Consider the following 21,540-nt stretch of genomic DNA (forward strand, 5'->3'; position numbering starts at 1 on the left):
GGTTGTGAACCAGCACGGTGGCCACGGTGGCTCAGTTCCTGACCTGGTGTCCGACAAAGGGGACGGTGCCCCGACGGATCAGCTCAGAGAGACACTTGATCCAGCGAAGTGCCGCGCGAGGTGTTCGGCTACGACGTCGGTCTGCTCCACGGCGACCGAGTGGCCGGCGCCCTCGACGGTCACCTCGGTGCCGCCGGTGGCGGCGGCGATGTTCACACCCGAAATCGGCTGGGGGTAGGCGTGGTCCTCGCTGCCGGCGATGGCCAGTACAGGCACTTGGCAGCCGGCGAGCTCCTCGACCATGCGGGAGCGGTGGATGACACCGTAGGCGCTGTCGCCGATCGTTGGCCCCAGTCGCGCCATGAACTCTCGCCATGGTGCGCACAGCTCGGGCCGCGTCGCGAGGCTGGTGTCACCGAACATGATGTGCATCAACGTGTCGACGATCTGCTCCGCCCCGTGGGCGGTCAAGTGGTCGGCCAGTGGGGCGAACTGCGCCAGTTGGTGTTCCTCCTCCGCCGACGCGCCGAGCGTGGTGACCGACAGCAGGAGGTCAGGACGGCGCGCGGCCAGCCGGAGGGCGATGAACCCGCCCAGCGAATTGCCCACGAAGTGGCACTTTCCCAGTCCGAGGTGCTCGATCAACGCCGCGGCGTCCTCGGTGAGGGTGTCCATGTCCAGTTCCCCGCGTGCGGCGGGGGCGCTGCCGCCCTGGTTGCGGTGGTCGTAGGCGATGACCCGGAAACCCTCACGCGTGAAATGGGCCAGGTGGCCGTCGAACATACTGTGGTCGAAGAACAGAGAGTGACTGAATACGATCGGGGTACCTTCGCGGGGCCCCTCGTCGATGTAGGCAAGTGTCGTGCCGTTCACGGCGGCGCTGCGCATGAGACCTCCCTGGTGTGCGGCGCGGATCGCTACACTGCCCTGACCGTAGGCGCGTGCTTGGTGCCCGTTCCCCCTGATTCGCGCACTGCACGCACGGAAACGCGCACGCCGGGCGGAGCTGTCATGTCGCTTGCCGAAACATATCTCGTGGAGAAGACGGACACCGCCGTGCTGTCGGCGGGCGAGCCCGCGGACTTCTGGGCCGAGCACGTCTGCCGAAACCACGGCACCCTGACCTTCCGCTTCGCCGCTCCGGCCACGTTCCAGGGTGGCACGATTCTGCAGCGCTACGGCGGGCACCAGCTGATCGACTTCTGGTCCGACGGCATCGTCTACGCGCGGTCACCCAAGGACGTCCGCAGCGACGGTGACGAGAGTGTGCGGCTGCTCGTGCCGGCTGTCGGCACGCTGGAGCTGAGCCAGGACGGAGTCAGCAGGCGGATCAGGCCGGGACAGGCCGGGTTGGTGACGAAGGCCCGTCCGTTCGATCTCGTGCACAGCGGGCGGGCGCGGGCGTGGGTGATGAACCTGCCCGCAGGAGCTCTCCCTCAGGTCGAGGGCACCGGCTGCGTGCTGCTCGACTTCGGACAAGGCCTGGGGTCTGTGGTCGGCAACATGATCGCTCAACTCGGGGCGCAGCGCCGGGCGGTGGACGGGACCGCGTTCACCTCGGTGTCCGACACCATCATCGAGTTGCTGGCACTGTGCCTGCGTCCCCGGCCCGAGCTGCCCGACACGCTGGCAGCCGTGGACGCCGCCGTCCGTGACTACGTCCGCCGGCACGCCGCCAACCCCGAACTGGACCCGGCCGCGATCGCGCGGGCCCTTGGCTGGTCGCTTCGACAAGTCCAGCTCGCCCTCCAGCGCAGCGGCACGTCGGCGGCCGGGCTGCTGCGCGCAACGCGGCTCGACATGGCGCGCCGACTGCTCCGCGAGGCCCCAGCCGGCCGAACGATCGCCGACATCGCACACGCAAGCGGCTTCCGCTCGCTGAGTGCCTTCGGAGTATCTTTCAAGGCACGGTTCGGGGTGACCCCGCAGGACGCCCGGGGCCGATGAGCAGCGGGCGGCGTGGTCAGTGACTTGGCGGACCACGGGTGGCGGGCCTCCGGCTCGCGAAGGTCAACCAGCCACTGGCTGCAGCGTCGAGGCCACACCGCCACACGCGAACTCCGGGTCGGATGCCGAGCGTTCGATGCCCTCCAAGGCGATGAATCCGTAGGTCGCCTTGTCGTGATCACCGGTCGACCAGACGCCGTGCGCGACCCGCACAACCCGGACGTGATCACCCTGTGGCGCGTGGACGACGGCGAGCTTTACCCGTGCCCCTACGGCAGCGCTGGGCGCCCTACCCGCCCAAGGCCGACCCTCGCGAGCTGCTGGTGAAAACGAGGAGCTCGCACGGCTGCGGCGGGAGAACGCGCAGCTGAAGAAGGACAACAAGGAGCTGGCCTTGGAGCGTGATGTACTCAAACGTTGCATGGTCTTGTGGGTGAAGCCGCGACCCGCAGCGAGCTGAAGCGGGTGGAGGCTTCACCGGTCGCGGCGATGCGCCGCAGGTCCTCGCCGACCGGCTCGCCCGGCGCCTGGACGATCAGATGCGGCAGGGTCGGCCGATTGGTGTCGTTGACCGATTCGATCAGCTGCCGCACCGCCTTGAGCGGGGCTCGGCGGGGTGTGGGGTGCCGCGGTTGCGGTGAAGGGTCGCAGCAGGCTGATGCTGCGGGCGGCGAGGAAGCGGTCGGGTTCGGTGGCGATGTAGCCCTTGTCGGCCAGGATGAGCAAGCCCGCCGGGCGGATGAGCAAGCCCGCCGGGCGGATGCCAGGTGCGGTTCATGGTCGATCAGGGCGGCCAGCACCTGCCGCTCGTCGATCTCGGGGCGGCCAGAGCCCGGGCGACCGGCAGACCGGCCGGGGTGCACACCAGGTTCAGCTTCAGGCCCCAGTAGAAGCGCGAGTGGGAACGGCAATAGCCGTAGTTCGCCCAGCCGGCCAGGTCGGAGGGTTTGACGGTCTCATGCGATCGGGCGTATTCGACCGGCGTGGAGTCCACGATCCACAGCGGGTCCAGCCACAGGCCGGTGTCCGCCGCCGAGGACCGGATGGCCCGCTTGGCCAAGCCCAACGCGGCCCGCAGACGCTTGTTGTAGGCAGGCCGCTGGGGCAGGTGGGGGAGCAGTCCGTGCAGGTGGGTATGGGCGAAGCGCAGCCGGCGAGCCTCGCAGTGGAAGCCCAGCATGGCCTGGGCCACGGTCAGGGTGACCAGTTGCGCGTCCGTCAGCCGGGGTGGCCGACCACGCCACCGCGAGGTCTTCGAGCGGTCGTCGATGTGGACGTGCAGTGCCGTCGAGACGGTGTCTAACTCGGTTGTCACAACTGGACGTTGGACACCGCCTCCGTCTGGGAACCCCACGTTCGGGACTGCTCGTCTCCAGGTGTTCCGTCCGGGGAGGTCGTGGCCGGGTGAGCCGGGGATCGACTGAGGGATCTTGAACAGGTGAGGGTCTCCGGTTCGGTGTGGATTGCTACGTCTACACCGAACCGGAAGACCCTCGTGGTTTTCAGTCAGCACCCCTGCCTGAGACCGGACGCCTCCGCTTGGCGCGCTGTGCAGTCGAGGACGACTGGCCCCTGGGGCCGGCTGCGGAGCGCTTCCAGGTCTCCCGACCACCGCCCGGCGATGGGCGGACGAGAGTCAGAGTGCGCTCAGCGCGGCGCGGGCTACCTCGTCGTCCTGGGCCGGGGTGCCTCCGCCGACGGCGAGGGCGCCGATGAACTGACTGTTCTCGAAGATCGGTCGACCGCCGGCCAGCAGGCTACCGCCGGCGGCGACGAGTGAGGCGATCTGGCCCGGGTCCTTGATGTTGGAGGCCAGGTCGGCGGTGGCGGTCCGGAAGGTGCGCGCGGTGTGTGCTTTGTGCGGTACCAACTCGGCAGCTGCCGAGCTGTTGTTGTCCATGCGAAGGGACGCCTTGGCTTCGCCGGCGGAGTCGACGACCACCACATACATGGGAGGAAGCTTGGGGTGGTCCCGCACGTAGCGGACGGCGGCCTCGGCGAGCCGCTGAGCCTGGGCCAGGCTGATCGTCCGCGTCGCGATCGATCCACCGCTGCCGGTGGCGGCCGAGGCGCTGCCGGCAGCCATCTGGCTGACCGCAAGTCCGCCCGCTACCGCCCCCGCTATTCCGAGCATTCCGCGTCTTGTGGCCAGGGTGTTGACGGATTCCTCTGTCATGGCTTGCTCCTACGTCTCTGTACGGAAGGCTCTTACGGATCTCGGGGTCGTTCTTGGGCGTCCTGCCCGCGTCGACGGGCGGGGTTGTTGCCCGCGCCCATGGATGCCTGGTCCGACGGCGGCGATGGCGTGGGGGGCGCCACGCTCTCCCGATCACTTCATGCATGAAGTTATATAGGGGCGTCACTTCATGGCGCAACTGATCCTTCGAAGTAATTCACTTCATGCGTGAAGTGCATGTCTCGCGCCTGAACCGGGATGTCACGGCCTCAGGATCAGCGGAACTCGTCGCTGCCCGCCGCCTGCGCGATGCGCCTCGCGATCTGGGCCATCTGACGCACCTGCGTGGGGGAGAGGCTGTCGAAGATGAGGCCGCGGACCGCGGCGACGTGGCCCGGGGCGCTGACCTCGAGCTTCGCCGTCCCTGCGTCGGTCAGGGAGGCCAGGGTGTAACGGCCGTCGGTGGGGTCGGGGCGGCGGGTGAGCCAGCCGCGTCGTTCCATGCGGGTCGCGACCTGCGACAGACGCGGCAGTTGACCCCCGGTGAAGTTGGCCAGCTCGCTCATGCGAAGGGTGCGCTCGGGGGCCCGAGACAGTCCTACGAGGACCTGGTACTCGAAGTGCGTGAGCCCGGCGTCGCGCTGGAGCTGTCGATCCAGTGCCGCCGGCAGCTTGGCGACCATGCCGGCCAGGGCCATCCAGGCGTGGAGTTCCTCCTCGTTCAGCCACCGGATCGGCTCCGCGGCCTCGCTGCCCCCTGCCGGCTCGGCTTGCGCGCCGGGGCTGTGTTCGCCGGCGGGTGCGCTGCGGGTCCGCTTCACAGGGCGGTTCTTGACCATGAGCAGATTCTATGCGCGAGGGAGGATGGATGACCTTCCCCGCGAAGCGACCGACGATGCGGTCAAGGCAACGGCCACGGAGAAGTACCTGGCGCCGGCGATGATCAGGGGTGAGCTTCCCCTCCGAGCGGTTCCTGCAACCGGGTCGGCTGGTGGCACCACCCCGGCGGCCATCAGCACACGGATGTGGAAGGCGCCGGGCATGCTGTCGGCCTGGCGATGGTGATCGGTCGCCGGACCGGACACCGGAGGACGCCGGGCCCAAGGCAGCGCTGGCTCGCGGTCAGGCGGGACCTCCACCGCTACGACCCGAACCTCGACGCCCGACTCGCTTCGGCCCGGTCGAAGGTCTGTCAGCCGCGGGTCAGGCCCAACTCGCCCGCACGCATTCCGGCCTGGAAGCGTGAGTCCGCGCCCAGGGCGACAAGGAGTTCGGCGACTCTGCGGCGGTAGGTCCGCAGTGACATGCCCAGTTGGCGTGCGGCGGTCACGTCGGTCATTCCGGAGCCCAGTGCGTACAGCACCTCGCGGGCTTGCGCGTCGATCCGGGGCCGGTCGGCGTCGAAGAAGGCCGCCAGGTCGGTGGCCGACTCCCACGCGGCTTCGAACAGTGCGAACACCCCGCTGACCAGGGCGGGTTCGGCGCTCATCGTGTACGTACGGTGCCGGGGACCGGGAGCGGACGAGGGCGCGGGATCGGGGTCGGTGAGGAACATGGTTCGCCGGTCGATGAAGACCGTTCCCTGGGGCAACGGGGTGGCGGTGATCCGTACCTGCATGCCGTGGGCGGCCATCTCGCGCAGTACCTCCCGGTCGCGCTCGTCGGCGAGCACGGCGGGACTGTACAACTTGCGGGCCTGACGTGCTCCGTCACGTCGTATCCGCAGACGGGCGGCCTCGCGGGCGTTGGGCCAGGTGTCGAGGTCGCGTGCGGCGCTGACCCATTCCGCGTCGAACAACTCCACCAAGGGCTTGATCCGCGCGCGGAGCTCAAGATCACCTTTGAGGGCCATGTGCTGTGGCATGCGTTCATTGTGCCTCTGGCAGCAAGGTGCCACAGCCTCGTCAGCAGGTTGCGCGCCGTGCAGGCTGGACCCATGAGCAATGAATTCCGCCTCGGCGGCGACCTGGCCGTGAACCGGCTCGGCTTCGGTACCATGCGCCTCCCGTCCAAGGAGGGCATGGGTGGGCCGGCCCGCGACCCCGAGACCGGCCATGCCGTACTGCGCCGCGCCGTCGAGCTGGGCGTCAACCTCCTCGACACCGCCGACTTCTACGTCAGCGCCGGTGGTGCGGTGCGCGCGAACACACTGATCCGCGAGGCCCTCCGTCCCTACCCGTCCGACCTGGTCATCGCCACCAAGGTGGGCCCCATCGCCCGCCCCGACGGCTTCCGCCAGCCCGCCACCCCCGCCGACCTGCGCGGCTTGGTGGAGACCAACCTCGATGGCCTGGGCGTGGACCGACTCGATCTGGTCTACCTGCGCGTCGGTCGGCTGGAACCCCCGCACGGCGAGTCGATCGCCGAGCGTTTCGAGGCGCTCGCCGCGCTGCGGGAGGAGGGCCTGATCCGTCATCTCGGCATCAGCAACGTCGACACCGCCCATCTCGCGGAGGCCCGCGCGATCGCACCGGTCGTGGCAGTGCAGAACCAGTTCAACGCCGCCAAGCGCGACGACACGGAGCTGCTGGCCGTCTGTGAGGAGGCCGACATCGCGTTCGTGCCCTTCTTCCCGATGGGTGGCGGCAGGGAACTCGACGACGAGCGACTGGCCAAGGTCGCGGCCCGGCACGGCGTCACCGTGTCGCAGATCGGCCTGGCCTGGCTGCTGGCCTCCTCCCCGGTGACCCTGGCCATCCCTGGCACGGGCTCCCTCTCGCACTTGGAGGACAACATGGCCGTCGCCGGGATCACCCTCAGCGAAGAAGACCTCGCCGACCTCTCCTGACATCCGAGGGCTGTCGAAAGGCCTCAAGGAGAACCGTCACGAGCATCGTCGTGATGCAGGACAACTGCGCATCCTGATCGCGGCCACCTACCTGTTGCATGACGCCCTACCCGTTGCTCGACGCCGCCGCAGCCCATCGCGAGAGTATGGTCGGCCGCACCACCGGAAAGATCGTCCTGGTGCCGAAACCATTTCCGTGAGCACATAAGGACCCACCTCAGGCGCCCGCCCGCGCGATGACTCCTTCCAGCAGGAACCGGATCAGCTCGTGGGCGGGGCGCTGAGGCGACCGGGGCGCGTTCGCGCCTTCGAACAAGGCGACGGCCAGATCCGCGATCATCTCCCTGTCCACAGGCTGCGGGTGCCGGTCGAGCACCTCGTACACCATCGACCGCATCCAGCGCAGAAAACGCTCGTGGGTCTCCCGCACGGCCGATGAGTGGTCCAGTCGCTCGTGCAACGCCCGATGCAGCGAGCGGGACGTACGCATGTCGGCGAGGCTCCGGGTCAGCGCGGTCAGCGGATCGCGGTCACGGAGTTCACTGTCCAGCGTCTGCATCTCGCGGCTGAGCATCCGGTCCATCACCGCGGCGAATATGTCGTCCTTCGACGAGTAGTACCGGTAGACATTGCCTCGGGCGACACCTGCTGCCGCGCTGATGTCCGCCATTTTCGTGCCGGCATAGCTGCGTGTCAGGAACAGTTCCGTCGCGGCGGCGAGCAGTTCCGCGGCACGTGCGTCGCGCGCGGCGAGCCGCCTCTTCCTCGGCACAGTATCTGCGGGGACTCCCTGCCAGGGCTCGGTGGGCACAGCACTCCTTCCTCCTGAGCAGGGCGCGGCCTGCCAGGTGTCTACACTCACGTGAGATGTGGTGAACTCATGGGAGGAATCGGCATGCCGCGGAACCGCCAACAGATCCCCCGGGAGGAGCGCACGGGTGATCTGCTGGCCGCGGCCACCGAGCTCTTTCTGGCGAAGGGCTACGTCAAGACCACGATGGCGGACATCAGTTCCGCCGCCGGCGTGGCCCGGGGCAACGTCTACTGGTATTTCGACTCCAAGGACCACATCTTCGCCGCCGTCATGGACCGCATGCTCAGTCGCGAGATCCGCATCCTGAACGAGGAGCACGCCGGTGCCGACCCACTGAGCCGGCTGGTGCGAGGGCTGTCCGACATGCGCTTGTACCGGCCGCTGCACCAGGCCATGCACGACCGGCTTCCCTGTTCGGTGGCAGTTCGCGAGGCCCACGACACCTTCCTGAACTGGATCGTGGGACTGGTCGACGAGCTCATGACCGAGCGCGGCCTCGATCAGGCCCGTGGCATCGATGCTGCGCTCGTCCGCGATGTCGCGGTCGCCGTGTTCGAAGGGGCGAACGTGCCCAACGACCGGAACAGACCGGCGCACGAGATGCTCCGTTTCCTGATGGAGTCCGTCCTGGCCAGGTCAGGGGCCAAGGGACGGGAGCGCTGAGCGCGGTACCTCGGACGAGATGAGTTCCGACTCCCGCTGATACCGCCCGCGCCGCACCGGCCGCTTTCGCGTCCGGAGGCGGGACCGTCGCCCCGCGCAACACGTCGAGCACGGCGACGGGATCCGCAGGAGCCTGCCGGCCCCGCCAGCCGACGTGACCGTCCGGGCGGACGAGCACCAACGGCCGCTCGTACAGCTTCGTGGCGGCCGGGTCGACGAGGCGCAGCACCGTCAACGGCACACCACATCGGCGTGCGGCCTTCACAAGAGGCGGCGGGTCCGCGGAACCCGAGACCACGAGAGTGAACCCGCGGCCGAAGTGGTCGAGAACCGAGCTGCCGTCGGGCAGCCAGACGTGCGGTGCGCGGCAGCCGGGCCACGTCGACGGTACGTACCCGTCCGGTTCGTCGGGCGGCTCCGGGTCGATGGGTGCCCCGACGGCTTCGTGCACCCAGGCGACCGCGTCATCGGGGTCGGGCTCCTCGTCCAGGTAGACCGAGAGCCGCCACTCTTCCACGCCGTTGACCACCGTGATGTACGGTCTGCGCGCCGACGACAGGGTGTGGATCTGCACCGCCGGGCCGCCCAGCTTCTCCCGCAGCAGGTCCAGCAGTTGCGGCGCACGGAAGTGCACAGCGAAGTTGTGACCCTGGGCGAACATGTCCTCGAACTCGATGCCGAGCGCCCGACGTATGCCGCTGTGGCCTCCGTCGCAGGCCACCAGGTACGTGCCGGCCAGCGTCTCGGTGGCACCGCTCGCCACGTCGCGCACCACGGCCAGGAAAACTTGGACGGAAACGCGGGACCCTCCGGCGTCAGCGAGGTGGACACGCCCGAAGACCGGTTGGCGACCCCGTAGTCGAAGTCGGTGAGGACACGCCCCGTGGCGGAGGTGGCGAACACCGTGCGGTGCGGGTAGTCCGGGGGCGGTGCCGACTCCGTGCGTGCCTCTTCCGCGCAACCCCAGCGGCGCAGGTGTTCCATGGTGCGCGAAAAGATCGCCTCGCCTGCTGGAAAGGGCACGCGGCCGTCGCCCTGATCGATCACGGTGACCGGTACACCACGCCACCCCAACTCGGTCGCGAGGGTGAGGGCCACAGGCCCCGCACCCACGACCAGGACGCGCGGAGATCGGGCTCTCTCGTGCTGGTCGGACATGGGAAATCTGCCTTCCTGAGCAAGGGTCGGACCGCTCGTAGCCCCAACTCTTGAACCGGGGTCAGAATCGCATATGTACGCCGTTGCATGGAAGACCTGGAAAAACACAAGACTTTTGACGGATCACGTGCGGTGTTACGCTCATCCCGTGTTCAAGAGGTAGGGATCGTCATGGCGACTCCCGCTGATCAGGACGATGCCGGGAGCCGCTGTCTGGCCCCGGTTGTCGGACACCGGCAAGACATCACCACCAGCCAATTCCGCCGTACCGGCGGCAAGTGGCACATCACGCGCCGCACCTCAGGGCCGCTGCACCTCAGCGTTCGCCGGGCAAGGAGGCCCTCACGATGATGACTACACCTCAGCCCGAGGCCGGGACAGGCGCCGACGGGACGAAAGCCGTCGCGCTGCAGCTCTCCGAGCTGGTGCTCAGGACCGAGATCTCCTGCCCCAACTTCCCGGCGACGTGATCAGCACCGGAACCCCGGCCGGCGTCGGCCACAGGCAGGGACTCTTCCTGCGGTCCGGCACCGAGGTGCGCATCGAGATCGAAGGCATCGGCGCCCTGGTCAACACCTGCGCCTGATGGACCGGGCGCGTCGGCGCGTCGGGGCGCCGTTCCAGCCGGAGGAACGGCGCCCTCACCACACGATTCCGGCAGGCTACGGAGGACATGACGACATGAGTACAGAAGCCAAGAACAGCTTCGGCGGCGGAGACCCGTGGGGGTACATCCAGCCGTGGGACGAGGAGCGTTTCGGTCCGGAGATCCACGACATCACCCAGCGGGTGAAATGGGAAATGGCCATGGCCATCGCCGGTGGCCTGCCGTACATCTGGCAGGAGCTGGCCCGGCCGATCTCCGAAATCGTCTACGGTCTCCTCGAACTCCGTGCCGGAGACCGGGTTCTGCTCATCGGTGAGGGCATCGCTCCCGCCGGGTGGGTCGAGGACATGCGGGCCCTGGTGGGACCGGAGGGCGTCATCGACACCGTGGAGATCATCAAGGACGGACGAAACGCCGTCCTGGGCAAGATTCCCGGCCGGAACGGCCAGGTTGGCTGCTGGCGCTGGTCGTACACGGACTCGGTGGACGACGAGGCATACGACTGTGTCGCCGTGCTGCAGGCGACACAGCACTGTGACGACTGGCACGAGACGGCCGCGGACCTGCTGCGGGTGATGAAGGCCGGCCGACGCATCGTGCTGGCCGAAGCGGTCTTGAAGGGAGCGACGTTCTACTCCCGTATCGACTCCGACGTCCACCTTCGGCAGTGGTTCGACAAACTCTTCGGGCACGTCCCCGCGGACGACATCCCCTACTACTCCGGAGAGCAGATCCGCGAGGCGTTCGGGGACAAGGTCGACAGCCCTCAGCTGATGGAATGGAAGGGCATCGAGATGTACTGGGGCCGAAAGAGGTGAGCACTGCCGCGGGCTTCAGGCACCAGGCTGCGGCACATATTCCCTCCGCGCCACCCGAGTCGATCCTCTCATTCACCCAAGGACAAGGAGGTCCCCGTGAGCGTCGTTGAAGACGTCATGGTCTTGGGTTCCGACCATCCGTTGCGCAGTATCATCCGCGATGAGCAGCTGCTGCTGGCACCGCCGCATGCCCCGAAGGTGCCCGTCAAGCTGTGGGGGGAGCACCCGCCGCTGACCGTGGTGCACTACCCGCAGCAGTACGAGCCGGAGGCATTCGCCCGGCCGCGCGATGTCTACGAGAACGACGAGATCCGTGTCGAGTGGCAGAAACTCGACGGCCGGCAGCCGTTCTACCACCGCAACTGCGACGTCGACGAGATCTCCTACCAGATCGGCGGCGAGCGGACGCTGATGTCCGAGCTCGGTGTGATCGAGTTCGGGCCAGGTGAGTTCTCCCGTATCCCGCGCGGCGTCGCCCACGACAACTACGGCCGTGAGGACAGCCACCTGCTGTTCTACATTCCCGCGCCGGTTACCGAGTTGGCGCCGGCCCAGCGGGAGTCCGGGGCCGTGTTCCCGCCCTTTCCCGGCTGGCAGCCCGGCGAGGCCAACGAGGCGATCACTCAGTGCATGGCCGCAGCCGGCCACGACGTCACCGTCTTCGGGGTCGACGAACAACTCCTGCTGGAGCAGGTGCACCACGAGGACCGGCGGATGGCGGTGCTGCGGGCCGATCCCGGTCAGGACGTCACCTGGCTGTACACGACCGATCGCATCCGCCTCGGCATGGTCACCACCACCCCTGGCGGACAGCGCCGCTACCGGCGCACCCTCGACGCCGACGAGATCCAGTACCAGGCCCACGGTCACCGCACGCTGATCACCCAGCGCGGCATCCTCGACCTCGAGCCGGGCGACTTCGTGCGCATCCCGCTCGGCATCTCCCACGCCAGCGTGGTGACCGAGCCCGGTGACTACGTCAGTCTCCTCTCGCACCAGGAACTGCGCCAGGTCGCCGAGACCGCGCGTTCGGCGAATTCCTGCACCCCCGAACGACTCTTGAGCCTCACCGTGGAGGTCCGCTGATGGCCACGATGCTTGCCCTGAGAGCGCACCAGGGCGCCGTAGCACTCGCCCTGGACGAGATACCCGTCCCCGAGCCAGGTCCGCTCGACGTGGTCGTGAAGGTCGCCTCCGCCGGCCTGGCGCCGGGCATCATGCGCCTGCTCCAGATGGGGGCGATCAAGCACCTGCCCACCACCCTCGGCCACGAGGCCGCAGGCGTCGTCTCCGCCGTCGGCCGCGACGTCGCGGGCCGCGCGGTCGGCGACCGGGTGCGGGTCCACCCCCTGCTGAACTGCCGTGAGTGCGACTACTGCCGTACCGACCGGGACATGATGTGCGCCCAGCAGGCCATGCTCGGCCACGCCGCCTTCGGCAATGCTCCGATGCCCCTGTACGAGCAGTACCACGACGGCGGACTCGCGGAGTACGTCCGTGTCCCGCACTGGCTGATCGATTCCCTGCCCGACTCCGTCGGCTTCGACGTCGCGGCCAAGGTCCAGGATCTGGCCAACGCCGTGCGCGCACTCAAGTGCGCCGACCTTCCGGAACGGGCCACCCTCGTGGTCACCGCCGCGACCGGCACCATGGGAACCGCGACGGTCAAACTCGCGGAGCACTTCGGAGTCGCCCGTCTGATCCTCGTCGGCCGCGACACCGAGCGTCTCCACCGCGTCGCCGGGCTCGCCGGCGGCGTACCGGCCAGTGTCGTCGCATTCGACGAACTTCCTGAGAACTGGTCGACCGACGGTACTCTCACCCGTCGGCTGCGCGAGCTGGCACCCGAGGGAGCCCATGCCGTCATCGACTTCATCCCGGAGGGTCCCGGCCTCAGCCAGACCATGGCCGGCATGGCCACCGGCGGGACAGTCGTGCACATGGGCGCCAACTCCACCCCGCTGTCGCTGCCCCCCATCGCCCTGATGATGCATTGCTGGCGCTTCGTCACCACTCGCGCGTGCACCCGCCAGGACACGACGGATGTCCTGCGTCTGCTCGAGACGGGCACCCTCACCGTCGACGAGCTCATCACCCATCGGTTTCCGCTCACCGAAGCGCTCAAGGCCATGGACGCCACAGATCAACGTGCCGACGACCCGATGTGGATGACCGTGATCAACCCCTGACCCGACGTACGAGCGCGTCACGGCTGCGCGGAGTCACCTCGGAACAGCGAGAGGAAGCCGGAAAGCGTTCGAATCAGAAGCCGTACGCAGCCAGGAGCCGCCCCTGATCGCGATGATCGGGGCGGCAGAGCTCTGTCGTACGGATGTGCTGGAGTCCGCGCTGCGAGCTCCATTCCTGGCCCCGGGCCGTGCTGCACGGCCCGTCAGGACGGAAACGAGTGGCTGCCCTGGGCGTGGACGACATCGTCGAGGCCGACCTGGAGGAGCCGGACGCCGTCCGTCAGGCGCTGAAGAACACGGACCCCGTGTTCATGATCCCGCCGACGTCCCACCCGAAGGGTTCGACGTCGACAACGAGTTCTCGTTCATCGACTCGCGTGACCTCGGGGAAGCCTGCGTCAAAATGCTTTCCGAGCAAAGGGCACGACTCGGCGACCTACGAACTCGCGGAACCCGCCCTCACATTGGCCGAGGCAGTGCGCTTCGCCGGGCGTGCGCGAGGAGTGGATCCAGAGGCGAGGACGGTGGACCGGGCGGACGCACCGCTCCCGCCGGGAGTGGCCGACTCTGCGTCCCGGGCCTCGGACATGCGCGCCATGTGGCAGGTCCATGACCGGCACGGCCTGCGCGGCAACAGCAACGTCCTGCGGATGCTGCTCGGCCGCCACCCTGCTTCCTTCGAACAAGCGGCCACCGTGTTCGCAGCCCGAGGCTGAGCGGTCCTGACGCGGTCGGGTGGGTTTCTCCCCGGGCGGAGGGGAGACGCCGAGTCCCTGCATGAGAGCGGAGGCTGGTGCCGTCATGTCGGCGGCGCCGGTCAGCTCGACCTGGAGGCAGCCGGTGACGTGTGCCCTGGATCGGATTGCTGCTTGAGCTTGTGCGCGGAAACCGATCGGTTTACAGTGAGGGCGAGCGGAAACCGATCGGTTTCCCCGGATGGGTTCGGGAGTGCATGATGACGACAAATCGGCCGGTGGCCCTGGTGACGGGCGCGTCATCCGGCATCGGGAAGGAAACCGCGCTCGCGCTGGTCGCGGCGGGTTTCGAGGTGGCCGGCACAGGCCGCGACACCTCACGCGTCACCCCGCTCGGCGGTGTGACGTTCTTCGACCTCGACGTGGTCGGTGACAAGTCGGTCACCACCGTGGTCCAGCAGGTGATCGACCGGTTCGGGCGGATCGACGTCCTGGTCAACAACGCCGGCATCGGCTCGATCGGCGCGGCCGAGGAAACCTCCCTCGCGCAGGCCCAGGGCGTCTTCGACATCAACGTCTTCGGGGTCATGCGCATGGTGAAGGAGGTCCTGCCGCACATGCGTGCCCAGGGACGCGGGCGCATCATCAACCTCTCGTCAGTGCAAGGGTTCATCCCCGCCCCCTACATGGCCGTCTACGGCGCGTCCAAGCACGCGATCGAGGGCTACTCCCAGTCCCTGGACCACGAGGTCCGGCAGTACGGCGTCCGCTCACTCCTCGTCGAACCCGCCTACACCAGGACCGGATTCGAGGCCAACAGCGCGAAGCCCGACACGCCCCTGCAGACCTACGCGGACCAGCGGCACGTCTTCGACCACCTGATGACACAGGCGATCAAGGACGGCGACGACCCCACCGTGGTCGCCAAGACGATCGTCACGGCAGCAACCGACACCAAGCCGAAACTGCGCTACGCCGCCGGCCCCATGGCCGGACGCGCACGCCTCCTCCGCTTCGTTCCCGCCTGGGTCCTGGACAAGCAGATCCGCAGCATGAACAAGCTGACCGGCTGACCCTCACCACCCGCAAACCCCACGCGCCGTTGACACCGGGAGAGACCCATGTCCGAGCCCCCGCACTCCGCCGCCGCTACCGTCGCGAGCTGGCGCGCCGCCGAGGAACGCGGTGACGTCGACGCCGCGGTCGCGTGCCTGAGCCGGGACGTCGTGCTCAGCTCGCCGCTCACCGACCAGTTCCGCTTCGAGGGATCTGACCAGCTGCGTGACTTCCTGACCGTGGCGTTCGCGGCGGTCAAGGACGTCCGGTACCACACCCAGACCGGCGAGGGCGATACGTACGCCCTGGTCTACCGGGCGCGGGTGGGGTCCCAGTCGTTCGAGGAGGTGCAGTTGCTGCGGCTCGACGACGAGGCACGCATCAAGGAGATCACGCTCTTCGGGCGTCCGATGCCGACCCTCACCGCCCTGATGCACCTCATGGGTCCCGCGCTCGCTCGCCAGCAGGGCCGCCGGGGACTCGCGGCGCTCATGAGCGTCAGCACCATGCCCATACACGCGATGGTCTCCTCGGGGGACCGCAGCATGGTCGCGAAGACCCGGCCGGCAGCCCGGTAGACCTGAGAGCACCAGGTCCACCGGCCGTTTGACCCCGTTCCCCTTCCAGGAGTTGGCGGCAGCCGCAGGCGATGTCCTCGGCGGACAACTTCAGGTCGCAGGAACGCACGAGGCACCTGCCGTCCGGGTGCACTTCGGCTCGCCCTGACCACACGGGCGAAGCCGACTCCCCGAGAGCGGCCGCTGAAGGCGGCGGCCTCCACCGGCCGCGGCAGCATCCGGCCGATCCCCCCACGCGCCGAGGTGATGCGGCAACTTGCCGCGCACTCCGGCGACTTGATCCAGCAGGAGACGCTCGCATGAAACGACGTACGTTCCTTACAGCGACCACCGCGTCGCTGGCGGCCACCCAACTCGCCGGGCCCGCCTACGCCTCCGGTCCAACAGCCGGACACTACGAGGTCGTTGCCCGCTTCTGGGGCGCGATGCCCACGGGTGTCACCGTCTCGCGCCGCGGCCGGGTCTTCGTCAATTTTCCCCGCTGGGGCGACGACGTCCCCTTCACCGTCGCCGAACTGCGGGGCGGGAAGCCGGTGGCCTACCCCGACGCCGAGGTGAACCGCCAGGACGCCTCCGACCTGGCCGGGCACTTCCAGTCGGTGCAGAGCGTCGTCGTCGACCCGGCCGACCGGTTGTGGATCCTCGACACCGGAAGCCCGCTGTTCGCCGGGTCCTCCTACGGCGGCCCCAAGCTCGTGGCCGTCGACCTGCACACCGACCGCATCGTACGGAAGATCCTCTTCCCGCCCGAGGTGGTGCCGGCGAACAGCTACCCCAACGACGTGCGCTTCGACCTGCGGCGCGGCGCCGAGGGCACGGCGTTCATCACCGACTCGGGCGGCTCCAACGGCGTCATCGTGGTCGACCTCGCCACGGGCCGCTCCTGGCGGCGGCTGACCGGGCACCCCTCGGCGCTCGCGGACAAGCGGTTCCTTCCCATCATCGAGGGCGAGCCCTTCATGGTCCGCCCCGCGGGCGGCGAGCCCACGCACTACGAGACCGGCTCCGACGGCATCGCTCTCAGCGCAGACGGCACGCGCCTCTACTACTGCCCGCTGTCCAGTCGCCGGCTGCACAGCGTGTCCATCGACGCCCTCGCCGACCCGGACGCCACGGACGCCGAGGTGGCGGCGACGGTCGAGGACCTCGGGTTCAAACCGATGGCCGACGGCCTGGAGAGCGACGACAAGGGGCGGCTGTACGGCGGCGACCTGGAACACAACGCCCTCTGGCGCAGGAGCCCTAACGGCACCTACCGGACCCTCGCCCAAGGGGCCGACCTGCTCTGGGTCGACACCCTGTCCGTCGCCTCGGACCGGCACCTGTACGCCATCGCCAACCAGCTCAACCGACTGTCGCCCTTCCACGAGGGTCAGGACCTGCGCCGCAAGCCCTACCTCCTGGTCCGCCTGCCGATCGACGCCGGACCGGTCAGGCTCGTTTGACCTCGGTGGACCTCGACCTCGACCTCGACCCGCGCCCTGCCCCGGGCGCGGACCTGGTCGGGGCAGGGCTTGCCGGTCAAGTGCGCGGCGATGCGGTCGACGTCGGCCGAGCCCTCGTCGTTCGTACAGCTCGACGGCGCGTGCGCTTGGGCGGATCGGGTCTCAGGGCTTCTCGAGCAGTTCGGTGGCAAGAGGGCCGGACGAGGCGGGGTTCTGGCCGGTGTCGACGTCGCGGTCGACCTCGATGTGCGGCGCCCACGGGTCTGAGGCCGCGCCGTGCCGGAGGTGGACAGCCGGACGGGCGGGAGACCGGAGGCGGCGGCGAGCCTCTCGAAGACGTCGGTGACCTTGCCGGGGTGCGGCCAGGAGCCGTCCTCCTGGGAGACCCGGCTCGGGGCGCAGCGTGTGCGGGCTGCGGTTCTCCGTGTGTCCGAGGGACGGCCGCCGGGCGGAGCTCAACGTAGGCCGGCGAAGAGGTCGTTCTCGGGCAGGGGCGCGCCGGTGGTGTCGTGGACCCGGACGAACGTCTCCACGCCCATGAGCTGAGTGAACCTCTCCTTGCCCATCCGCAGGAAGAAGATGTTCTCCCCCTGGCTGGCATGCGCGGCCAGCGCGTCGAACTTCTGGCTGCCGAACTCGGTGGTGTCCACCCACGTGGTGATCTCCTCGTCGGGCAGGCCGATTTCGGGCCCCGCTCCGGCCTCGGACGGATCGGGCTCCTCCCAGTCCGCGCCGAACTCGCGCATGATCTCGCCGAACTGCTTCATCGTCGAGCGCGGTGCCGTCGTCCAGTACACCTTCGACGCCATCCCGGTGAGTGACAGCGCTGCTGCTGTGATCCGGTTCGCCTGGATGTGATCGGGGTGGCCGTAGAACCCGTTCTCGTCGTAGGTCACGACGACATCAGGCTGGTAACGCAGCATCAGCTCGGCCAGCCGGGAGGCTGCCTCATCCACGGGCGTACTCCAGAACGATCCGGGCGCGGTGTTGGCCGGCCAGCCCATCATCCCGGAGTCGGCGTACCCGAGCAGTTCAAGATGGTCGACCCCCAGGACATCACAGCTCGCTTCGAGCTCGCCTCGACGCATCTCGGCAACGGCCGCCGGATCATGCCCGGGGTCGCCCGGCTTGGCACCCCCCGGACCGTCACCGCAGCTTCCGTCGGTGCACGTGACGAGCACGGTGCGGATGCCCTCCGCCGCATAGCGCCTCAGGACACCCCCCGTTCCCGTGGCCTCGTCGTCCGGGTGGGCGTGCACTGCCATCAGCGTCAAAGGCCGGTCAGCCATGAAATCCATCCCCTGGTCGGTCAAGTGATCGGTGCCAGTCTGCGGCACAGCGGAACGTGACCGCGCGCAGCCCGCCAAGTCCGTCCGGTGCCCCCAGGATCCGACCACCCTGGCTTCACCCGCTGCCGTCCTTCAGCTGATCATCTCAGAACTGATCATTTCAGGCCGGACCCAGGCCGGAGAGACCGCTTCAGGCGTCGGCATGTGGATTTCTGCGCTGCTGGGACATGGGGTGGCGCCTCGACTCGGAGTTTGAAAACTGATCGGTTTACGGTGAGCCTGAATCCGACCGATTTTATCGGTCGGAGTCCCGGCGCGACCCCGGGCATCTGTCCGACACTCCCTGGAAACCGATCGGTTTCAATTTCGCCCGATTCGAGTTAACCTCATGGTATGAGCACCGAAGTGAAGCCAAGTCCCAGAGAGCGGCTGCTGGACGCGGCGGCCACACTCACCTACCGAGACGGTGTCGGCATCGGCGTCGAGGCGCTGTGCAAGGCGGCGGGGGTGTCGAAGCGCTCCATGTACCAGCTGTTCGAAAGCAAGGACGAACTGCTGGCGGCGAGCCTGGGGGAGCGCGCCGCAGGCTTCGTGGCCGGTCTCCTGCCGCCGGCGGACGATGGCCGCTCACCCCGCGAGCGGATCCTGCACGTCTTCGAGCGGGTGCAATCGCAGGCAGGTGCGCCCGAGTTCCGAGGCTGCCGGTACCTGGCTGTGCAGATCGAGCTCAAGGATCGGAACCACCCCGCGAGCCGGGTGGCCCATCAGATCAAGGCTAACCTGACGGCCTTTTTCCGTTCCGAGGCCGAACAGGGTGGCGCGAGCGATCCCGACCTGCTGGCCCGCCAGCTCATCCTGGTCTTCGACGGCGCCAACGCCCGCGCTGGAATCCAGGCCGACGACCTGACCGGGCTCATCGCACCGACCGTGGCCGCCCTGCTCGATGCGGCAGATACGCGCTGACGCGCCCCGTCTTCGAGCGGGCGGCGACCGAAGCGCTCTTCCGTGCTGATGCCTGCCTCGGCAGCCGCGGCGGCGCCCACGGCTTCACGCCCCTGCTTCCCGGCCGTCGGGGGAAAGGCCGGTGGCCGTAAGGGTGTTACCGAGCATGCCGCAGGCAGGAAGCTCGTGACCTTGCGCCGCGCGCCGCCGGCCGCCCTTGTTCGCCGACCCCAGGCCGGTCCGCAAGGGGGCACCGGCCGGGCGCGCCGCGGCGACGCCGAGCCGTATGGCGCGCCACCCCTCCAGTCACTCTGCTCACTCCGCTGAACCCTGCCTGAGGTCCAGCCAGGCCATGTCGATCACTGTCGGCGGGCTCGTGGCTTCACCGGCCTGCGCCGGGCGAGTACGGATTCCGCCGATGGGTACGAGGCCGGCCCCTGGAGTCTGAGCTCCGCCCGACTCAACCTCGCCCCCCCCGCGCCGTGGTCATCTGCCGCTCGACCGACTTGCATGACGAAACCGATCGGTTTACGGTGATGGAAACCGATCGGTTTTCATCTCTGTGGAGGTAGTCGTGACAGCAATCAAGGGCGCCAACGTCCTCGTCACCGGAGGCAGCCGGGGCATCGGCAAGATGTTGGTCGAGGAGCTCTACGCGCGCGGGGCCGGCAAGGTCTACGCCACGGCCCGTGACCCGCGCTCGGTGACACACCCCGGTGCCGTTCCGCTGGCGCTCGAGGCCACTGACCCGGCATCCGCGGCAGCCGCAGCCGAGCAGGCCGAGGACGTCACCATCCTGATCAACAACGCCGGGGCCTCCGTCCGCGCTTCGTACCTCGACTCCCCGATGGAGGACGTGCGCCGGGATCTGGAGACCAACTTCTACGGGCCGCTGCTGGTCACCCGGGCCTTCGTGCCGATCATCGAGCGCAACGGCGGGGGCCACATCCTCAACGCCCATTCCGCCCTGTCCTGGCTGGCCGACGGCACACCGTACGGCGCCTCCAAGGCTGCCCTGTGGTCGCAGACCAACTCCCTGCGCCTGGAGTTGCAGCCGCGCGGCATCGCGGTGACCGGGCTCCACATGGCGTATGTGGACACCGACATGACCTCGGGTGTCGACGCACCCAAGGCCGATCCCCGCGACATCGCCGTGGCCGCACTCGACGGCATCGAGGCAGGGGCGCACGAGGTGCTGGCCGACGACACCACCCGCTGGGTCAAGTCCCAGCTGTCCAGCGACCTGGAGGCCATGTACGCCCAGCTGGCGAAGTAGGAGCGCGCACTTGCGCGCTGCAAGGAGATCCACGTGGAAAGTCCGCTCGCCCACCGCTTCGCCGACGTGAACGGGGTCAGACTGCACATCGCCGAGCAGGGGCAGGGGCCGCTGGTCCTGCTGCCGCACGGCTGGCCGGAGAGCTGGCACTCCTGGCGTCACCAGTTCGGCGCTCTGGCGGCGGCGGGGTACCGGGTCGTCGCCCCCGACCAGCGCGGCTACGCCCGCAGCGAGCAACCGCCGGACGTCACCTCGTACACCCTGCTCCACCTCGTCGGCGACGTGATCGCCCTGATCGAGGAACTCGGGGAGGAGCAGGCGGTCGTGGTGGGCCACGACTGGGGGCGCACCCGTCGCCTGGACCGCGGCGATGCTGCGCCCGGACAAGGTCCGCGCGGTGGCCGGGCTCAGCATTCCGCCCATTCTGCCGGGCGGGATGGTCCCGCCCTCGATCACCCGCACCCAGTACGGCGAGGGCTTCTACCAGGTCTACATCCAACAGCCGGGAGTCGCCGACGCCGAGTTCGCCAAGGACATCCCGGCCTCCTTCCGCCGTCTACTGGTCGGCGCCTCGGGAGACAACCCGCTCGGTAGGAAGCCCCGCCCGTTGGTCATACCCGACGGTCTGGGCCTACTGGACACCATGCCAAAGTCACCCGCTCTCCCGGCATGGCTGACGGAGGACGACATCGGGGCGTACGCCGAGGGCTTCGCCCTGCACGGTGAGCAGGCGTTCACCGGGGCCTTCAACTGGTACCGGAACATCGAACGCAACAACGAACTGCTCGCGCCGTTCCGGGGGCGCGGGATCGACGTCCCCGCGTTGTATGTCGTGGGAGACCGCTACATGGTCACCGCCTTGCGCCCCCCGGACCGGGGCAACCCGCTGAGCGAGATCTTCCGCGGCCAGGGAGGACCGGGCAACCCGCTGAGCGCTGTCGCGCCACAACTGCACGGCCCGGTGGTGCTGCCGGGATGCGGCCACTGGACACAACAAGAACGTCCCGCCGAGGTCAACACCGCACTCCTCGACTTCCTCACCCACATCGACGGCCCCGCGCCCCGATGACGCCACGCGGCATCCGCCCCGTGGCTTTCT

General features: G+C 68.6%; 22 protein-coding genes and 4 pseudogenes. 15 read left to right on the plus strand and 11 right to left on the minus strand.

The features are described 5' to 3' along the window. Positions 1 to 78 precede the first annotated feature (78 nt). The gene (locus tag OG622_RS46455) at positions 79 to 888 is read right to left on the minus strand and encodes an alpha/beta fold hydrolase (protein ID WP_371583150.1); all 810 of its coding nucleotides are present in this window, start codon (positions 886 to 888) and stop codon (positions 79 to 81) included. Between the two features lie 123 nt (positions 889 to 1,011). On the opposite strand from OG622_RS46455, the gene OG622_RS46460 reads away from it, so the two are divergent. After that, on the plus strand, positions 1,012 to 1,947 hold the full coding sequence (locus OG622_RS46460) for an AraC family transcriptional regulator (protein ID WP_371583152.1): 936 nt from the start codon (positions 1,012 to 1,014) through the stop codon (positions 1,945 to 1,947). Positions 1,948 to 2,357: 410 nt separating this feature from the next. On the opposite strand, the gene OG622_RS46465 is transcribed toward OG622_RS46460, so the two are convergent. The 5 genes from OG622_RS46465 to OG622_RS46485 form a co-directional block, all read right to left on the minus strand. After that, on the minus strand, positions 2,358 to 2,540 hold the full coding sequence (locus OG622_RS46465; RefSeq protein WP_371583153.1) for a hypothetical protein: 183 nt from the start codon (positions 2,538 to 2,540) through the stop codon (positions 2,358 to 2,360). 191 nt (positions 2,541 to 2,731) lie between these two features. After that, a complete protein-coding gene (locus tag OG622_RS46470; RefSeq protein ID WP_371583155.1) occupies positions 2,732 to 3,262 on the minus strand; it encodes a hypothetical protein in 531 nt (176 codons plus the stop codon). A gap of 321 nt (positions 3,263 to 3,583) precedes the next feature. Then, positions 3,584 to 4,123, minus strand: coding sequence for a heme-binding protein (locus OG622_RS46475; RefSeq protein ID WP_371583157.1), 540 nt, complete (start codon positions 4,121 to 4,123; stop codon positions 3,584 to 3,586). A gap of 275 nt (positions 4,124 to 4,398) precedes the next feature. Further along, the gene (locus OG622_RS46480) at positions 4,399 to 4,962 is read right to left on the minus strand and encodes a MarR family winged helix-turn-helix transcriptional regulator (RefSeq protein WP_371583159.1); all 564 of its coding nucleotides are present in this window, start codon (positions 4,960 to 4,962) and stop codon (positions 4,399 to 4,401) included. 353 nt (positions 4,963 to 5,315) lie between these two features. Further along, positions 5,316 to 5,987: a DNA-binding response regulator gene (locus OG622_RS46485; RefSeq protein WP_371583161.1), complete on the minus strand. Its 672-nt coding sequence runs from the start codon at positions 5,985 to 5,987 to the stop codon at positions 5,316 to 5,318. Positions 5,988 to 6,059: 72 nt separating this feature from the next. On the opposite strand from OG622_RS46485, the gene OG622_RS46490 reads away from it, so the two are divergent. Further along, positions 6,060 to 6,911, plus strand: a complete 852-nt coding sequence (locus OG622_RS46490) for an aldo/keto reductase (protein ID WP_371583163.1) — start codon at positions 6,060 to 6,062, stop codon at positions 6,909 to 6,911. Between the two features lie 217 nt (positions 6,912 to 7,128). Here the strand turns inward: OG622_RS46490 and OG622_RS46495 are convergent, their stop codons facing one another. Further along, entirely contained in the window at positions 7,129 to 7,722 is a 594-nt protein-coding gene (locus tag OG622_RS46495) for a TetR/AcrR family transcriptional regulator (protein WP_371583165.1), read from the minus strand. An 84-nt stretch (positions 7,723 to 7,806) separates the two neighbouring features. On the opposite strand from OG622_RS46495, the gene OG622_RS46500 reads away from it, so the two are divergent. Further along, positions 7,807 to 8,388 carry a TetR/AcrR family transcriptional regulator gene (locus OG622_RS46500; protein ID WP_371583166.1) on the plus strand — a complete coding sequence of 194 codons (582 nt, stop codon included), beginning with the start codon at positions 7,807 to 7,809 and terminating at the stop codon, positions 8,386 to 8,388. A 139-nt stretch (positions 8,389 to 8,527) separates the two neighbouring features. Here OG622_RS46500 and OG622_RS46505 read toward each other — a convergent pair. Continuing rightward, positions 8,528 to 9,163: pseudogene (locus OG622_RS46505) on the minus strand (FAD-dependent monooxygenase); the annotation flags it as partial. A gap of 161 nt (positions 9,164 to 9,324) precedes the next feature. After that, a pseudogene (locus tag OG622_RS46510) lies at positions 9,325 to 9,546 on the minus strand (FAD-dependent monooxygenase); the annotation flags it as partial. Positions 9,547 to 9,893: 347 nt separating this feature from the next. Here OG622_RS46510 and OG622_RS46515 point away from each other — a divergent pair. The 9 genes from OG622_RS46515 (at position 9,894) to OG622_RS46555 (ending at position 16,934) form a co-directional block, all read left to right on the plus strand. Beyond that, positions 9,894 to 10,016 carry a hypothetical protein gene (locus OG622_RS46515; RefSeq protein ID WP_371583167.1) on the plus strand — a complete coding sequence of 41 codons (123 nt, stop codon included), beginning with the start codon at positions 9,894 to 9,896 and terminating at the stop codon, positions 10,014 to 10,016. Next, a complete protein-coding gene (locus OG622_RS46520) occupies positions 10,013 to 10,132 on the plus strand; it encodes a fumarylacetoacetate hydrolase family protein (protein ID WP_371583169.1) in 120 nt (39 codons plus the stop codon). Before OG622_RS46515 ends, OG622_RS46520 begins: the two co-directional genes overlap by 4 nt. Positions 10,133 to 10,227: 95 nt before the next feature. Continuing rightward, positions 10,228 to 10,971: a hypothetical protein gene (locus OG622_RS46525; protein ID WP_371583171.1), complete on the plus strand. Its 744-nt coding sequence runs from the start codon at positions 10,228 to 10,230 to the stop codon at positions 10,969 to 10,971. Positions 10,972 to 11,067: 96 nt separating this feature from the next. After that, on the plus strand, positions 11,068 to 12,057 hold the full coding sequence (locus tag OG622_RS46530) for a hypothetical protein (RefSeq protein WP_371583172.1): 990 nt from the start codon (positions 11,068 to 11,070) through the stop codon (positions 12,055 to 12,057). Then, positions 12,057 to 13,160: an alcohol dehydrogenase catalytic domain-containing protein gene (locus OG622_RS46535; protein WP_371583174.1), complete on the plus strand. Its 1,104-nt coding sequence runs from the start codon at positions 12,057 to 12,059 to the stop codon at positions 13,158 to 13,160. The genes OG622_RS46530 and OG622_RS46535 overlap by 1 nt, the downstream gene beginning before the upstream one ends. 524 nt (positions 13,161 to 13,684) lie before the next feature. Beyond that, positions 13,685 to 13,876 carry a hypothetical protein gene (locus OG622_RS46540; protein ID WP_371583175.1) on the plus strand — a complete coding sequence of 64 codons (192 nt, stop codon included), beginning with the start codon at positions 13,685 to 13,687 and terminating at the stop codon, positions 13,874 to 13,876. A 239-nt stretch (positions 13,877 to 14,115) separates the two neighbouring features. Next, positions 14,116 to 14,928, plus strand: coding sequence for an oxidoreductase (locus tag OG622_RS46545; protein WP_371583177.1), 813 nt, complete (start codon positions 14,116 to 14,118; stop codon positions 14,926 to 14,928). A gap of 48 nt (positions 14,929 to 14,976) precedes the next feature. Then, the gene (locus tag OG622_RS46550; RefSeq protein WP_371583178.1) at positions 14,977 to 15,489 is read left to right on the plus strand and encodes a nuclear transport factor 2 family protein; all 513 of its coding nucleotides are present in this window, start codon (positions 14,977 to 14,979) and stop codon (positions 15,487 to 15,489) included. A 299-nt stretch (positions 15,490 to 15,788) separates the two neighbouring features. Further along, positions 15,789 to 16,934: an L-dopachrome tautomerase-related protein gene (locus OG622_RS46555; protein WP_371583180.1), complete on the plus strand. Its 1,146-nt coding sequence runs from the start codon at positions 15,789 to 15,791 to the stop codon at positions 16,932 to 16,934. 162 nt (positions 16,935 to 17,096) lie between these two features. On the opposite strand, the pseudogene OG622_RS46560 reads toward OG622_RS46555, so the two are convergent. Together OG622_RS46560 and OG622_RS46565 are read right to left on the minus strand one after the other, a co-directional pair. Continuing rightward, positions 17,097 to 17,198 (minus strand): annotated as a pseudogene (locus tag OG622_RS46560) (type 1 glutamine amidotransferase domain-containing protein); the annotation flags it as partial. A gap of 191 nt (positions 17,199 to 17,389) precedes the next feature. After that, a complete protein-coding gene (locus OG622_RS46565; RefSeq protein WP_371583182.1) occupies positions 17,390 to 18,223 on the minus strand; it encodes a PIG-L family deacetylase in 834 nt (277 codons plus the stop codon). Positions 18,224 to 18,616: 393 nt separating this feature from the next. Here OG622_RS46565 and OG622_RS46570 point away from each other — a divergent pair, with 393 nt between their 5' ends. The 3 genes and pseudogenes from OG622_RS46570 to OG622_RS46580 all read left to right on the plus strand — a co-directional run bounded on the left by OG622_RS46570 (position 18,617) and on the right by OG622_RS46580 (position 21,510). Further along, positions 18,617 to 19,186: a TetR/AcrR family transcriptional regulator gene (locus OG622_RS46570; protein ID WP_371583184.1), complete on the plus strand. Its 570-nt coding sequence runs from the start codon at positions 18,617 to 18,619 to the stop codon at positions 19,184 to 19,186. Positions 19,187 to 19,739: 553 nt separating this feature from the next. Then, the gene (locus OG622_RS46575) at positions 19,740 to 20,441 is read left to right on the plus strand and encodes an SDR family oxidoreductase (RefSeq protein ID WP_371583186.1); all 702 of its coding nucleotides are present in this window, start codon (positions 19,740 to 19,742) and stop codon (positions 20,439 to 20,441) included. A 33-nt stretch (positions 20,442 to 20,474) separates the two neighbouring features. Continuing rightward, positions 20,475 to 21,510 (plus strand): annotated as a pseudogene (locus tag OG622_RS46580) (alpha/beta fold hydrolase). Positions 21,511 to 21,540 lie beyond the last annotated feature (30 nt).

The sequence above is a fragment of the Streptomyces sp. NBC_01314 genome (assembly GCF_041435215.1).
Lineage (GTDB): Bacteria > Actinomycetota > Actinomycetes > Streptomycetales > Streptomycetaceae > Streptomyces.

Excerpts from the sequence above, each read along its gene's own strand:
- OG622_RS46455 (WP_371583150.1), bottom strand. The coding sequence starts at position 888 with ATGCGCAGCGCCGCCGTGAACGGCACGACACTTGCCTACATCGACGAG.
- OG622_RS46460 (WP_371583152.1), top strand. The coding sequence starts at position 1,012 with ATGTCGCTTGCCGAAACATATCTCGTGGAGAAGACGGACACCGCCGTG.
- OG622_RS46475 (WP_371583157.1), bottom strand. The coding sequence starts at position 4,123 with ATGACAGAGGAATCCGTCAACACCCTGGCCACAAGACGCGGAATGCTC.
- OG622_RS46480 (WP_371583159.1), bottom strand. The coding sequence starts at position 4,962 with ATGGTCAAGAACCGCCCTGTGAAGCGGACCCGCAGCGCACCCGCCGGC.
- OG622_RS46485 (WP_371583161.1), bottom strand. The coding sequence starts at position 5,987 with ATGCCACAGCACATGGCCCTCAAAGGTGATCTTGAGCTCCGCGCGCGG.
- OG622_RS46490 (WP_371583163.1), top strand. The coding sequence starts at position 6,060 with ATGAGCAATGAATTCCGCCTCGGCGGCGACCTGGCCGTGAACCGGCTC.
- OG622_RS46500 (WP_371583166.1), top strand. The coding sequence starts at position 7,807 with ATGCCGCGGAACCGCCAACAGATCCCCCGGGAGGAGCGCACGGGTGAT.
- OG622_RS46515 (WP_371583167.1), top strand. The coding sequence starts at position 9,894 with ATGATGACTACACCTCAGCCCGAGGCCGGGACAGGCGCCGACGGGACG.
- OG622_RS46525 (WP_371583171.1), top strand. The coding sequence starts at position 10,228 with ATGAGTACAGAAGCCAAGAACAGCTTCGGCGGCGGAGACCCGTGGGGG.
- OG622_RS46535 (WP_371583174.1), top strand. The coding sequence starts at position 12,057 with ATGGCCACGATGCTTGCCCTGAGAGCGCACCAGGGCGCCGTAGCACTC.
- OG622_RS46545 (WP_371583177.1), top strand. The coding sequence starts at position 14,116 with ATGACGACAAATCGGCCGGTGGCCCTGGTGACGGGCGCGTCATCCGGC.
- OG622_RS46550 (WP_371583178.1), top strand. The coding sequence starts at position 14,977 with ATGTCCGAGCCCCCGCACTCCGCCGCCGCTACCGTCGCGAGCTGGCGC.
- OG622_RS46555 (WP_371583180.1), top strand. The coding sequence starts at position 15,789 with ATGAAACGACGTACGTTCCTTACAGCGACCACCGCGTCGCTGGCGGCC.
- OG622_RS46565 (WP_371583182.1), bottom strand. The coding sequence starts at position 18,223 with ATGGCTGACCGGCCTTTGACGCTGATGGCAGTGCACGCCCACCCGGAC.
- OG622_RS46570 (WP_371583184.1), top strand. The coding sequence starts at position 18,617 with ATGAGCACCGAAGTGAAGCCAAGTCCCAGAGAGCGGCTGCTGGACGCG.